Origin of the sequence: Paraburkholderia edwinii (assembly GCF_019428685.1) — a bacterium.
In the GTDB taxonomy this organism is placed as follows: domain Bacteria; phylum Pseudomonadota; class Gammaproteobacteria; order Burkholderiales; family Burkholderiaceae; genus Paraburkholderia; species Paraburkholderia edwinii.
This window is the reverse complement of record NZ_CP080095.1, coordinates 2739640-2752943: the sequence shown is the minus strand read 5'-3', so window position 1 is coordinate 2752943 and position 13304 is coordinate 2739640. Positions and strand designations below refer to the sequence as shown.

11 protein-coding genes are annotated in these 13304 nt (G+C 61.4%); 5 read left to right on the top strand and 6 right to left on the bottom strand.

The window, feature by feature from the left end:
- Positions 1-221: 221 nt before the first annotated feature.
- The 5 genes from hemC to KZJ38_RS36880 form a co-directional block, all read right to left on the bottom strand.
- Complete coding sequence (hemC, locus tag KZJ38_RS12155; protein WP_219796146.1) at positions 222-1205, bottom strand: hydroxymethylbilane synthase; 984 nt, start codon at positions 1203-1205, stop codon at positions 222-224.
- A gap of 230 nt (positions 1206-1435) precedes the next feature.
- Positions 1436-2461 carry a mechanosensitive ion channel domain-containing protein gene (locus tag KZJ38_RS12150; protein ID WP_343223857.1) on the bottom strand — a complete coding sequence of 342 codons (1026 nt, stop codon included), beginning with the start codon at positions 2459-2461 and terminating at the stop codon, positions 1436-1438.
- A 727-nt stretch (positions 2462-3188) separates the two neighbouring features.
- Positions 3189-3644, bottom strand: coding sequence for a DUF3788 domain-containing protein (locus KZJ38_RS12145; protein WP_219796144.1), 456 nt, complete (start codon positions 3642-3644; stop codon positions 3189-3191).
- A 91-nt stretch (positions 3645-3735) separates the two neighbouring features.
- Positions 3736-4368, bottom strand: a complete 633-nt coding sequence (locus tag KZJ38_RS12140; protein ID WP_219796143.1) for an FMN-dependent NADH-azoreductase — start codon at positions 4366-4368, stop codon at positions 3736-3738.
- A 578-nt stretch (positions 4369-4946) separates the two neighbouring features.
- Positions 4947-5072 carry a hypothetical protein gene (locus tag KZJ38_RS36880; RefSeq protein WP_281425767.1) on the bottom strand — a complete coding sequence of 42 codons (126 nt, stop codon included), beginning with the start codon at positions 5070-5072 and terminating at the stop codon, positions 4947-4949.
- 33 nt (positions 5073-5105) lie between these two features.
- Between KZJ38_RS36880 and KZJ38_RS12135 the strand changes: the two genes are divergently transcribed.
- The 3 genes from KZJ38_RS12135 (at position 5106) to KZJ38_RS12125 (ending at position 8999) form a co-directional block, all read left to right on the top strand.
- Positions 5106-7178 (top strand): NAD(P)/FAD-dependent oxidoreductase, encoded by a 2073-nt coding sequence (locus tag KZJ38_RS12135; protein ID WP_219796142.1) that lies wholly within the window; start codon positions 5106-5108, stop codon positions 7176-7178.
- A 300-nt stretch (positions 7179-7478) separates the two neighbouring features.
- Complete coding sequence (locus tag KZJ38_RS12130; protein ID WP_219796141.1) at positions 7479-7694, top strand: DUF2934 domain-containing protein; 216 nt, start codon at positions 7479-7481, stop codon at positions 7692-7694.
- A gap of 147 nt (positions 7695-7841) precedes the next feature.
- On the top strand, positions 7842-8999 hold the full coding sequence (locus KZJ38_RS12125; protein WP_219796140.1) for a methionine aminotransferase: 1158 nt from the start codon (positions 7842-7844) through the stop codon (positions 8997-8999).
- 122 nt (positions 9000-9121) lie between these two features.
- On the opposite strand, the gene KZJ38_RS12120 is transcribed toward KZJ38_RS12125, so the two are convergent.
- Entirely contained in the window at positions 9122-10081 is a 960-nt protein-coding gene (locus tag KZJ38_RS12120) for a homocysteine S-methyltransferase family protein (RefSeq protein WP_219796139.1), read from the bottom strand.
- A 418-nt stretch (positions 10082-10499) separates the two neighbouring features.
- Between KZJ38_RS12120 and KZJ38_RS12115 the strand changes: the two genes are divergently transcribed.
- Together KZJ38_RS12115 and KZJ38_RS12110 are read left to right on the top strand one after the other, a co-directional pair.
- Positions 10500-11936: a TldD/PmbA family protein gene (locus KZJ38_RS12115; RefSeq protein WP_219796138.1), complete on the top strand. Its 1437-nt coding sequence runs from the start codon at positions 10500-10502 to the stop codon at positions 11934-11936.
- Entirely contained in the window at positions 11933-13297 is a 1365-nt protein-coding gene (locus tag KZJ38_RS12110; protein ID WP_425518246.1) for a TldD/PmbA family protein, read from the top strand. The genes KZJ38_RS12115 and KZJ38_RS12110 overlap by 4 nt, the downstream gene beginning before the upstream one ends.
- Positions 13298-13304 lie beyond the last annotated feature (7 nt).

Sequence of the window (13304 nt, the reverse complement as noted above, 5' to 3'; positions counted from 1 at the left end):
CAGTTGTGTCATCGTCATCACGGTAGTCGCATCGGCCGTGGTGTTTCTTCGTGAGATGCCGATCACGAGCCCAAGCTTGCCGGTGCCTGAAAATCACGCGCAGGCATTGACTCATCGAACGGCAGCTTCGACTCCGCCGCAGTCGCATCCCACGACGACCGACGCGTTTGCGCCACAAAACCACGGAGCATCGCATTGACCGGTTTCGGCCGGCTGCGTTATTACTTTCCGACCGCGGAATCATCGGCGCTGCTGAGCGCGCGCACGATCTCGAGCGCGCCCTGGCTCTCGAGTTCGCTCGCAACTTTGCGGCCAAGTTCGATCGCGCGCTCAACGGTCGCGGCCGCCGACGAGCCGTGCGCGTGCAGCACGTGCTGGCCGTCCGGCGTCGCCACGAGCGCGCGCAAATACAAGGTGCCGTCATGCCACGTCGCATACGCAGCGAGCGGCACCTGGCAGCTGCCGCCCAGCGCACGCGACACCATGCGCTCCGCTTCGACCGCGGCCGCCGTATGTTCGTGATGGAGCGGCGCAAGCCACGCCGCGAGGTTCGCGCGCTCAGCGCGAATCTCGATGCCGAGCGCGCCCTGACCCGCCGCGGGCAGACTGTCGAGCGGATCGAGCAGCCCACGGATGCGGTTCGCGAGGCCAAGGCGCTTCAATCCCGCTGCCGCGAGAATGATCGCCGCATAGTCGCCGCGGTCGAGCTTCGCAAGACGCGTATCGAGATTGCCGCGTAGCGGCTTGACGATCAGTTCGGGAAAGCGCGCACGCAGGTTCGCTTCGCGCCGCAGGCTCGAGGTGCCGACCGCACTGCCCGGCGGCAGCGCCGACAGCGCATGGTAGTCGTTCGATACGAATGCGTCGCGCGCGTCCTCGCGTTCGAGAATCGTGCTCAATGCGAAGCCCGGCGGCAATTCCATCGGCACATCTTTAAGCGAGTGAACGGCGAGATCGGCGTGGCCGTCGGCCAGCGCGTTTTCGAGCTCCTTGACGAACAGCCCCTTGCCGCCGACCTTCGAGAGCGTGCGATCGAGAATCTGATCGCCGCGTGTAGTGAGCCCGAGAATTTTGACGTCGCAGGATGGATATAACTTCTGCAGCGCGCACTGCACATGCTCGGCCTGCCACATCGCGAGGCGGCTTTCACGCGAGGCGATCACGAGCGTGCTGGGTGGGATCGTTGAGAGCGTCTCGGGATTCATTGCTAGTTCAAAAGTACATGACAGGATCGATAAAAATAATGCTAGCACGCGCATAAGCGTCGGCCCACGGTTCCCTTGCGGCCCATTGCTGTTATGGGATTGCCTTGAATCTTTATTTTGTCATTGGCGGCGGCGCGTACTTGAGAGCATCACTCCACGACTCGCCGTAACGTGGTTCGACAGCAGGTTAGTCAGGATCCCATAGATGATTAAGTGGCCGGCAGCCGATTTCACCGCTCCCGAATAATGAACTCATGCAATAGCTGCAATCTTTCCAGCAGCCAGTCGGTGAAGTCCCCCGTTGGTCCCGGCATCACCGTCTGCCTGCCGAAAATCGATTCGTCGATTTCCATCTGTCTCGCCAGCGCGCCGCACATTCGTCTCGCTATCTCGGGATGTTGCTGGAGAATCGGCGTCAAGGTCTCCTTGCTCAACAACAGCATCGTGACGCTCGTCAAGGCTCGCACCGTCCCATCGATCTTCGCGCCGACCAGAATGCCGGATTGCCCGATCGCGTCTCCGGGCGACATCCGGCGCAGCTCCACTTCTTTTCCGGCCCGCGTCGCGGTAACCGAGGTCACTCCCCTAGCCACGATCTGCAGCGCCTGGTGCAACTCCACACATTCGCCGGCGCAATCAAGAATGATCTGGCCCGCCTGAAATTCACGGGCCTCGAGGCTTTGCGCGAGTTCCGCAAGTTTCGCATCGCCGAGTGCATCGAGCATCTCCACCCGACGCAACAGTCGCACCGGAAAGTCAGCCTCGCTTGCGAGCGTTACCTCGCCGACCAGCGGACGCAGCCTGATACCCGCCGCTTCGAGATGCCGCTGTGCGAGATCGAAAAGCACATTGCGCGCGTGATTCCGGGTTGAAAGATCGTCAACGAAGGCGACCAGTTCGTACTGGATCGAATGAGGTGTCGCCCGGAGTGCTTTCACGCGCGGCTCCGGATGCTCGAGAATGCAGGTCGCGCCGATTGTCGTATGCCTCAGCGCTTCGACGATCTTTCCCGCATGTTCCTGAGGTGCAATCTCGAGCAGCAGCGACACACCGTGTATCCGCGCCGGGCGGCTCTGATTCACGATGCTCGCCTTTGCCGCCACGCTATTTGGAATCACCACGATATTGCCGTGCGGATTCATCAGTGTCGTCGCTCGCCAATTGCTCTCGACAACCTCCCCCTCAATCTCGCCGATGAATACCCAATCGCCCACCCCGAAAGGCTCGGTGGCATTCAGCACGACGCCTGAAAACACGTCGCTCAACGTACTCTGTACCGCGAGGCCGAGCACGACCGCCACAGCGCCCGACGTGGCGAGCAGGCCTCGCACAGGCAGCTCAAGCACGTGCGCGAATGCCGCCACGGCCGCCCCAACGAAAATCACCGCCCGAATGATGTCGCGGATCAGCTGGTCGCGTATCCATGCGCGTGGCAAAGCCCGGCTCGCCAGCGTCGCCGATGCGACGATGGCAAGGTGAAGCCACCAGAGCAGCTCAACTAACTGGGCAAAGAAATGAACGGGCCGCGTACCTTGAGGTGCGGGCTCGAGCGGGTTCAGCTCCGAGTTCATCAACACCGCGGTAAGCGTGAAAAATGCGGCGAATCGGGCCAGCAGACGCGTGCGCTCGAATCGGTTCCCCAGCACACGCCACGCGATAAAGTCCAGAATAAATAGCGTTAGGCCCAGTGCAATGTCAGTCTTAAGGTGACCCATGATGCAATCAGAGATTCTTGCGTGAGCGTCTGCCTTCTGGCAGTTTCCCGATCGCCTAGCAAATCATGAATCGACCCTCGTACGCAATATGTTTCGACGACAGGGGATAGGCGCTTTGGTATAAGACTCTATGCTTCTGTATTTTCTTGCCTCGATAATCGCGCGCCCTGCCTTGGAGCCTGCTCCGCTGCCCATGACCTTGGCGATTTAATGAAACCGAATTGGTGAACAGCTGATTCCGAATCCGCTTTTAGGGCTTTGGCGCCATTCAAGCTTGTGATAGCGGTGGGCGCTTCATGGCCATAAGCTCGATCACCTCATCCTTGACATCCGCGGATGAGACCGCAATAGTCAGCCATTTCCCGTCTGGGTAGGCTCGGGCATCATCGTAGAGTTTGACTAGCTGTGGGCTCCACGAATAACGCCGCCCCTCGAACTTCTCTCGCTCTGCTTGCCCCAGCACCACCATAACTGACAATAGCCGGTATGCCGGCAGCAGCGTGCAAAGCGCCCTGATCTTCCTGTAACGCAGCGACCACCCGCGATTCTTGCCGCCGTAGAGCCAATCTGGCGCGAAAACACCGGGGTACGACGCCGCGATCCAACTCTGCAACCCGGCCCAATGCTCGTACGCGTCCGGCCCGATCCAGTTGCGCACAGCGCGCTCATCGGGCGGCGCCGATTTGTCGGTGATTCTGTCGCCGACCTGGGGGGACTGTTTCATATCGCTTTCCTCTTTTCCTGATGGGTGGAATGCTTCCGGTGACGCAGGCGCTTTCCCCGGCTTCGCCAGACGTCACCCGTTTGACGAGTATTCAATCGACGCTCCGCGCAAGGCTGGCCATCGCCGGTTCGATCGTAGCGATGAGCGAGCGGCGAACTTCGGCTGCACGAGCCTCATCGATAAAGGCGGTCGCTTGCATAGGGAGGTAATGGACCGTATTGAAGCCGATGCACGCAAGTACGGCCGTCAGATAGGTAGTGAGGAAATCCGGCTGATTGGCCCGATCGCCGGCGAATACGCCACCCGAAGCAATCCCGACGAATACTGGACGGTCCTCAAGCAATCCGACCTTGCCGGCTGGCGTCGATTTCATCGTGCGGCCGACACGCAGAATCTGATCGATCCAAGCCTTCAGAACAGACGGGACCGTGAAGTTGTTCATCGGCGTACCGATGACAACGACATCGGCACGCTCGACCTCCTCGATGAGTTGCTCCGCCAGAAGCACCGAGTCGGCAGTCCGCCCTGCCGCGGCCAGCGACGCGGGCGTCGCGAGCGCGTCGGCATAGGCGGCGTCGGCATGGGGTATCGGTTCATATCCGAGATCCCGGCGGCTGACCTGCGCCTCAGGGAGGATTGTGAGTAGCTTTGCGACGATCGCCGCCGACAACTGTCGACTGTGTGACTCCGGTCGCGGACTGCAATCGATGTGCAGGATATTCATACGAGTCTCTCCAGCCGCTTCACGAAGCCAATGCAGCATCGAGCACCTGGTCCGGCTTGGAGCGGCGGTTCTTGCCAGCGTACCTTCTACAGGTCACCGGCCTGATTTATAAATGGATGGATTCAGGTACTCGAGTGCCGACCGGAAGGAAGCCGACCGTGTCATTCAACATGACCCACCGGTCAGAACTGTTATCCGCACTGCTAATGGTTCTGATTGTCATGAGGTGATTCATCGTCTTGAACATGCAGCCACTGGTAAAGCATCCGTCTTTGCCAAATGCGACTATGCATTGCGCTCACGGTCAGTAGCCATCGTTAAGATAACTTGATTAGATTCAATCTCGGAATACCGGTCAAGTTCCATTGGTATATAAACGCGATACTTCCAAGGAAGATTTGCGACGCGAACGTGATGGTCTGGCCGGGGCCGCGCCTATGGCGTATGTCGTGTCGCGCTGAGATCGAGCAAATGCGCAGCGCTTATCTCAGTGAGCATTTTTTTCTGGCGGCTCGCCCGACTCATTCACATGGCGTGGGAGTGCGGATACGACAGTTCTCCGCGCTACCTCGCTGCACTCACAGCGACTTCTGGTTACTATCGGCGGCCGTACCCGTTGCAGCACGGGTCACGGCTGGCGGCGCGCGCATGTTGTCCTCACGCGACGCATCGACCTGTTCGTGGCGATGTCGTGCGGCTGACACGCGTACCTGCTCGCCCATCTGCGGAGGGATCGTATGCTTCGAAAGCTTCGTGCACGCCTGTTGCAAGCAGGCGGAACCATCCAGCGTCTCGGCACACCGTGGTTCCTGCTCGCGACTCGCCTCTGGATCGGTCAGGTGGTATTCGTCCATCAGATCATGGGCATGATTCAGAGCGAATCGCATGGACTCTTGCACGGTGCGCTCCCCGTCCCTTCGAGCATCGATGTAGCCATACGCGGCGCGGTGCCCTTATTGCTTTCGCTTGGACTTCTGACGCGCCCCCTTGCGATTGCCTTGCTGGCGGGCGCATCGACCGTGGTCATGGGGACTGCGCAAAGCATCGTGTCGCCGTTGCTGATCTGGCTTGTCGTCGCGGGTCCGGGCACGTTCTCGATCGATGCGCTGCTGGGCCGTGGAGCGCCCTTCGCGCCCCTCGCGCCTCTGCGGATGTTCAAGGCAGGCTATGGGGCGCTAAGCCTCTATGGGACGCCGGTGCTACGGTTCGCTGCGCGCATCGGCCTTGCGGTTGCCTTCGTCCTTCCCTTCAGCCATACGATCTCTACAGTCAGCATGCCGACGCCGGCGTCGTTCACGATGCCGTTCGACGTCCCCGCGTGGCTTGCGATCGTTCTCGCAGGCGCGCTGGCGCTCGGTTGCGCGACGCGCCTTGCCGCGGCGATCTGCGCGGCGCTGATCCCGCTCGCGGGCATCGCGATGGCACTCGACGAGCGGCTCGCCGTTCTGCTCCTGCTGCTCGGCCTCGTATCCGGTGGCGCGGGCATGCTGTCGATCGACGGACTGCTGGCGAAATGGATGATTCGCGACATCGATGCGCAAGATCCGGGGGGCAGCCACCGTCCGCGCGTCGTAGTCGTGGGCGGTGGCTTTGCCGGAGTATCGACGGTTTATGGCTTGCGTAATTCGCGTTGCGACATCACGCTTATCGACCAGCGCAACTACCACCTGTTCCAGCCGCTGCTCTATCAGACCGCCACGGCCGCACTATCGGCAACCGAGATCGCAACGCCGATCCGCAGCCTCTTCAGGGGGCAACGCAACGTGCGAATCCGGCTGGGCAAAGTGAGCGGCATCGATACCGCTGCGCGCGAAGTCATGGTCGGCGAGAATCGCGAAAGGTACGACTATCTGGTGCTCGCCACCGGCGCACGCCATAGCTATTTCGGCAAGGACGCCTGGGCGCCCTACGCGCCCGGACTCAAGACCGTGGAAGATGCCACGTCGATCAGAAGCCGTCTTCTGAAAGCATTCGAAGCGGCTGAAAGCACAACGGACGAAACCGCGCGTGCCGCGTGGCTGACTTTCGTAATCGTCGGCGGTGGACCGACCGGAATCGAGCTGGCCGGCGCAATCGCCGAACTCGCGCGGCATGGCATGGATCAGGAATATCACCTGATCGATCCGTCCACGTCGCGTGTGATTCTGCTGCATGCGGGGCCACGCGTGCTGCCTGCGTTTCACGAATCACTGTCGGCCATCGCCGAGCGTTCGCTGCGTAGTCTCGGTGTCGATGTGCGCCTCGACACGAGAGTGCTCGGCGTGGACGAAGCAGGCGTCGACGTCGGGGCATATCAGATCGCATCGCGCACGGTCCTGTGGGCGGCCGGTGTCGCGGCGTCGCCCGCGGCGAAGTGGCTTGGCCAGCCGGAAGACGGCTCCGGCAGAGTCAAGGTAAGCGACGACCTTTCTGTGCCCTCGCATGAAAGGATCTATGCAATTGGCGACACGGCATCGAGCGCGGGATGGCGTGGCACGCCAGTTCCCGGACTTGCGCCCGCGGCCAAGCAGCAGGGCAAATACGTGGCGCGCGTGATCGACGCGCATCTTTCTGCACTCCCGCCACCGCCGGCATTCCAGTATCGCCATTTCGGCAACCTCGCGACGATTGGCCGGCAATCGGCGGTGGTGGAGATCGGCCGTTTCAGGCTATCGGGTGGTCTCGCATGGTGGCTATGGGGCGCGGCACACATCATGTTCCTCGCGGGCGCACGAAACAGAACGGCGGTTGCCGTCGACTGGATTTGGGCCTACCTCACCTACCGGCGCACTACGCGGCTCATCACCGAAACGGATCAATCCAACGGATAGTCGCGCGCGACGTTTCGCCGCAGAAGTCCGAGGTCTCCGCGTTCAAAAGCGCAATCGCGCCGATCCGTGACGACACCGCACAACCACCGCGTGACCGCCACGAGCACGGCGTGCAACAGCACCGGTGCAATGCTTTCAATTCAGGAAGCGGTGCGCCGAGCGATGTTGGCCGTTCGCGCTCTTTCTCATTCGCGAATGAAATAGTGGCGTTCCTCAAGTGTTAAGGAATAAACGCGTCTGTTTTTACCTTTCGATTGACTTGAGCGTCGCCTTTCGCACTATTGAATGAGGAATGTCACGATGATCGACGAAAAATCCAGCGAAGCAGCGCTTCGCATACGTGCGGTGTATCTATGGGAACAGGACGGCCGGCAGGAAGGCCGGCTGGCGCAGTACTTCCCCAAAGCACAGGCGATGCTCGACGAAGAGGCCTCGATTGCCGCGCCCATCGACGAAGCAACGGCAGCCCGCGGGCTGCTGACGCGACCTCTCGCGAACGAACCCAACCGCAAATAACCGAAGCCAATACCGGAAGCAGGTAACGGTTACCCATAACGGTCACCATTGACGACTGCTCCGGCGGACGCTTCCGCTCACCGTTGCAGCCCTTCAGTTAGCCGATTCAATCGGCCATCTTTTCAGAAAATTTATCCGGTCTCAACGATGCAAAGCTCACTCGTATTGAAATCCAAGCTCAATGGCGGCATTTCCATTTTTTCCGTGGTCGGTCAACTCGCCGCCGAATACAAGGCGATCAACCTCTGGCAAGGCGCACCGAGTTTCACGCCCGACCCGCACCTCGTCGAATCTGCGTTTCAGGCGGTACGGGAAGGTTTTAACCAGTACGGGCCGATGCCCGGCGTGCTGCCGCTACGCGAGGCGTTGGCGAGAAAAACCGCAAAGCTCTATGGCGCGCAGTACGACCCGAACACCGAAATCACCGTGACCGCAGGCGGCCTCGAGGCCGTCTATGCCGCGATCACAGCGCTGGTCCACGCCGGTGATGAAGTGCTCTATTTCGATCCCGCGTTCGAGTGCTACGAGCCTACGATCCGGCTGCAAGGCGCCACGCCGGTTCCCATCAGGATCCCGCTTGGCACGATGAAAATAGACTGGGATCAGGTTCAGGCGGCAATCACGCCCCGTACGCGCATGATCATCGTCAACACGCCTCACAATCCGCTCGGCGGCGTGCTCGACCAGAACGACATCGACCGGCTGATCGCGATTACGCGCGGCACCAACATCGTTATCCTGTCCGATGAAGTGTACGAGCACATGGTCTACGATGGAAAAACGCATCTGAGCATGGCGCGCTATCCTGAACTGGCCGAGCGCAGCGTGATCGTTTTTTCGCTGGGCAAAACCTTCCATGTGACAGGCTGGCGCGTCGGATACTGCGTGGCGCCCGCCGAGATCATGAAAGAGATCAGGATGGTTCATCAGTATCTCGTCTACGCGGCCCCCGCGCCCTTCCAGATGGCGCTTGCCGCGTCGGTCGAGGACGAGAACAACTATCTGCATCTGGCCGATTTCTATCAGAAGAAGCGCGACCTTCTCGTCGATTCGCTTAGCGGTTCCGCGCTAAAGGTTAAGCCCTGCCCTAGCGGATTTTTCCTGCTGGCCGATTTCCGCGCCGTTTCGGATAAAAGCGATCGCGACTTTGTGCTTGATCTGCTGCGGCGAAAACGTGTCGGCACGATTCCGTTATCGCATTTCTATAGCGACGGCGCCGACACGGGCATGATACGTCTTAGCTTCTGCCAGCATGACGATGTATTGCGTGAAGGTGGACGTCTATTGTCGGAGCGCGATTTATAGTCGATGACGCCGCGAAACCAACACGCGGCGACACCGACCACAGGCGCGGCGGCAACGCCGTGTTCACCCGTGTCAGCATCGCGCAGAACTGCTGACACGGCCGATTGCTTTACCACCCTGCTTCAGGCGCCTTCCATGCGTTGAATGGCGCGACACATCTGCTCGGCGTGACGCACATCCGTTCCGCAGCAACCGCCCACAATCGACATGCGCCGCAGGAAAAGCCCTTTGAGCTCCTTATATTGTTCGCCGAGCTCGACCGGGTCGCCGTCATCGAGCTTGAGGGCTTGATCGAGTTCGGCGTGACTGCGGCGCGATGCGTTCGCACGCACGCCGCGAATGCGCTGAACCCAGTCGCCGCCCGATTGCAAGGTCGACTTGAAATGGGTTGGGTGCGCGCAATTGATCATGAAGAATGATGCATAGCTGTCGGTTTCCGCATCGGCGCGCTCGATTGCCTCTCGCAGCGTCTCCCCCGACGGTAAGCGGCCATCGGTTTCCACGGTGAAAGAAAGGAATATCGGCATTGCGCATGCGCGGGCCGCCAGCGCCATACCGATCGCTTCGTCGATATAGGTCAAGGTATTGCCGCCGACCAGATCGGCCTCGGTTGCCGCGAACGTTTCGATCTGGGTCCGATGGTAGTCGCGTGCTTCATCGACACTCATGTGCGTATCGGCCTGATACCCGTCGCCACGAGGCCCCAGACTACCGAAGATGACGACCGGCGTCTGCGGCGTCTGCCACTTTGCGCGTTGCCTGACTAGCAGATCGACCGCGCGACGGTTAACGTCTTCCAACGCGCTTTCCGAGTAGCCGAGCTTTTGCCCCCAATCGCGATTCGCACGCCATGTCGGCGTGTCCAGCATCGCACCGGTTTCCCGATAGCGTGCGAGGCTGCAGAAGCGATCGAAGTGCTGTTCGAGCAGTGCGACGCCCGCATCGTCCTTCAGAAGCGTGAACGACGCGAAGTGCGGCAGGTCAATGCCTTCATGAAAGACCAGCGACGTTTCAAGCCCGCCCGATGCGAGAAATAAGCGGTCGGAATCCAGCAGGGGCAAACAGGAACGATATTGGCTCATCAAAACCTTCCAGTAACAGTTGAATGGGTTGTCTCCGTTAATGAAATGTCTTCGTAGAAAAGCAAGGCTGGATCACGTCGATCTTCATGGCACATTCTCACGTGCAAAGCATCGAATGCGCGGACTCCTCGGAGGTGCAGTATGACGTGAACGAGCTCGCCGATATCCAGCCCTATCGGCCTATTGTGGGCACGTTATGTCAGTTGAATAAAGTACCAAGAATGACTGCTTTGACTGGTGTATGCGCCTGCGCCGTTCCTGAGCGCGGGTTTCTCATTCAACGGCTCGTGGAAGCGCTACGCGGGGTCGGCTGTTCTTACGCATGGAGTGGCGTTCACGCGCCCGACCTTCCCTATACGCAGTCGTCGCTTGCCGTCTCGCTATCGCGGCGTTCGACCGCACTCAAGGAGCACATTGCATGACCGAAGAGCGTTGGACCCTGGCCACGCGCGGGTTACGCACCACGGCCGATTTCTGGTCGGTGCGTTTCGTGGACGAACGCACGGACCACCATACCGTACGCAACGATGTGCCGCTGCCCTTGCGCCATGTGCGCGAGCGCGGCGCGATAGTCACCGCCTGGGCCGGAGCGGGCGCCGGCTATGCCGCCACGGCCGATCTGTCGGCAAGCGGCGTGCAGCGCGCACTTGAGATCGCCACCGCGCGGGCGCATGCGTGCGCCGCGCACGCGCTGATCGACCATCGTGCGATCACGCGGCCTGCGCAAAGCGGCAGCTATGTCGCGCCGAACGCACGCGAGGCGTTGCCGTCGCGACGCGAATGGGTCGAGCGTCTCGCACACGAATGCGCGGGCGCCAACGTCGATGCGCGCATGGTCGAGCGTGTCGCCGGCATGCAGGTCACGCAAAGCGATCACCTTTACCTGACCAGCGACGGCGTGCGCATCGAACAGCAGTTCCGTTTTCTGATGCCGAGTCTTTCAGCCGTCGCGCACGACGATATCGACTCACAGGAGCGCACGCTCAACGGGCATTCCGGCGCGCTCGCGCAGGGTGGCATCGAAGTTCTGTCTCGCTATGGTTTCGACGGCGCAGGCGCGCGCATCGCCCACGACGCGCTGCGGCTCCTCGCCGCGCCCAACTGTCCGACCGGGCGACGCGACGTGCTGCTGATGCCGGATCAGATGGCGCTGCAAATCCACGAATCGATCGGCCATCCGCTCGAACTCGACCGGATTCTCGGCGACGAGCGCAACTTCGCGGGGTGCAGCTTTGTGAAGCCTGAGATGTTCGGCCACTATCAGTACGGCTCCGCGCTGCTGAACGTCACGTTCGATCCGGAGCTTCGCGAAGAAGCCGCCGCCTACGCATTCGACGACGACGGCAGCGCGGCCCGCAAACAATACCTGATCCGTGCGGGCGTACTCGAGCGCGCGCTGGGCGGCTCGCTCTCGCAGCAGCGCGTCGGTGTTCCCGGTGTGGCGAACTCGCGCGCGTCGAGCTGGAACCGGCCGCCTATCGACCGCATGGCGAACCTCAACATCGAACCGGGCGACCAGTCGCTCGACTCGTTGATCGCAGGCATCGAGCACGGCATCCTGATGAGGACAAACGCGTCGTGGTCGATCGACGACCATCGCAACAAGTTTCAGTTCGGCTGCGAGTTCGGCCAGTTGATTGAACACGGCAAGCTCACGCAGGTCGTCAAGCGACCGGGCTACCGCGGTATTTCCGCGAGCTTCTGGCGCAGCCTCGCAGCGGTCGGCGATGCGTCCACGCGGGAAGTCTACGGAACGCCGATGTGCGGCAAGGGCGAACCCGGCCAGGTGATCCGCGTGGGCCATGCCTCGCCTGCCTGCGTGTTTGCCGACGTCGAAGTGTTTGGAGGCGCATGATGACCAACACGCTTTTGACGCATGGCGAGGAACGGTTCGACCAGCACGCGCGCTTCAGCATGCTTGCCGACGCAATCGAGCGCATGTGCCGCCCCGGCGAAACAGTGTTGAGCGCGTTCTCAGGCGAGCAGTCCGATTTCATCCGCTTCAACGCGGGCAAAGTGCGTCAGAGCGGCTGGGTCGAACAGGCGCGTATCACGCTGCGGCTTATCCACGGTTCGCGCCAGGCCTACTCCACCTTCGATCTGGGCGGCGACGCGCATGCCGACATGAGCGACGTCTCCGAGGCGCTCAGCGTACTGCGCGAAAGCCTGCTAGACGCGTCTGACGACCCGCACCTGCTGTTCGACGCCGGCGCGTGGACGCGCAGCACGCGCCGCGATGGCAGATTGCCGGATCCGGAGGCGCTCGTCGAACTCGTCGCGCACTCGACGCGCGGGCTCGATTTTGTCGGGTTCTACGCCGGCGGCATGGTCTCGCGCGGCTTCGCCTCGACCACCGGCAGCCGCGGCTGGTACGAGGTGAAGAACTTCAATTTCAGCGGCTCCTTCCATCAGCCCAACGGAATGGCGATCAAGACAACCTACGCCGGCGACGCGTGGGACGACGCCGTATTTGCCGGCAAGGTGCGCGAGGCCGCCGGGCGTCTACCGGTTCTATTACGTGCACCGCGCGTACTGAAGCCCGGTGGCTATCGCGCCTGGCTCGCGCCCTCGGCGCTCGCGGAACTGCTGAAGTCGACGGCATGGGACGGCTTCTCGGCGCGCGCCCAGGCCTCCTCGACAAGTCCGCTCTATAAACTGCATACCGGTGCGGCGAGGTTCGACGAACGCGTGTCCCTCGCGGAATCGCTCGAGCTCGGCATTTCGCCGGCCTTCAACGACGACGGCTATCTGCGCGCGAGCGTGCCGCTGATTAGCGCGGGGCGCGGCGTCGGTCAGCTCACGAGCGCGCGCTCGGCACGCGAGTATGGGCTCGAACCCAACGGCGCGTTAGCGCAGGAAATGCCGACCTCGCTTGCCATGGCGAGCGGTGATCTCGCGCAGGACGACGTGCTCGCGCGGCTCGATACCGGGCTCTATATCGGCAACCTGTGGTACGTGAACTTTTCCGACCGTATGAATTGCCGGCTGACCGGCATGACGCGCTTTGCTACGTTCTGGGTGGAAGGCGGAGAGATTGTCGCCCCTGTCGACGCGATGCGCTTCGACGACAGCTTATATGGCCTGTTCGGCGAGAGGCTCGAAGCGCTCGGCGCGCAATCGGACATGATGCTCTCCGATTCCACCTGGGGACAGCGCGCGACCGGTGGACTGCAATTGCCGGGCGCCCTGGTGAAATCGTTTGAGCTGGTGCTGTAGTGCGCGA

Bases quoted from the DNA above. Each gene is read 5' to 3' on its own strand.
- KZJ38_RS12115 (WP_219796138.1), top strand. From the start codon at position 10,500: ATGACCGAAGAGCGTTGGACCCTGGCCACGCGCGGGTTACGCACCACG.
- KZJ38_RS12125 (WP_219796140.1), top strand. From the start codon at position 7,842: ATGCAAAGCTCACTCGTATTGAAATCCAAGCTCAATGGCGGCATTTCC.
- KZJ38_RS12120 (WP_219796139.1), bottom strand. From the start codon at position 10,081: ATGAGCCAATATCGTTCCTGTTTGCCCCTGCTGGATTCCGACCGCTTA.
- KZJ38_RS12130 (WP_219796141.1), top strand. From the start codon at position 7,479: ATGATCGACGAAAAATCCAGCGAAGCAGCGCTTCGCATACGTGCGGTG.
- KZJ38_RS12135 (WP_219796142.1), top strand. From the start codon at position 5,106: ATGCTTCGAAAGCTTCGTGCACGCCTGTTGCAAGCAGGCGGAACCATC.
- KZJ38_RS12145 (WP_219796144.1), bottom strand. From the start codon at position 3,644: ATGAAACAGTCCCCCCAGGTCGGCGACAGAATCACCGACAAATCGGCG.
- KZJ38_RS12110 (WP_425518246.1), top strand. From the start codon at position 11,933: ATGATGACCAACACGCTTTTGACGCATGGCGAGGAACGGTTCGACCAG.
- hemC (WP_219796146.1), bottom strand. From the start codon at position 1,205: ATGAATCCCGAGACGCTCTCAACGATCCCACCCAGCACGCTCGTGATC.
- KZJ38_RS12140 (WP_219796143.1), bottom strand. From the start codon at position 4,368: ATGAATATCCTGCACATCGATTGCAGTCCGCGACCGGAGTCACACAGT.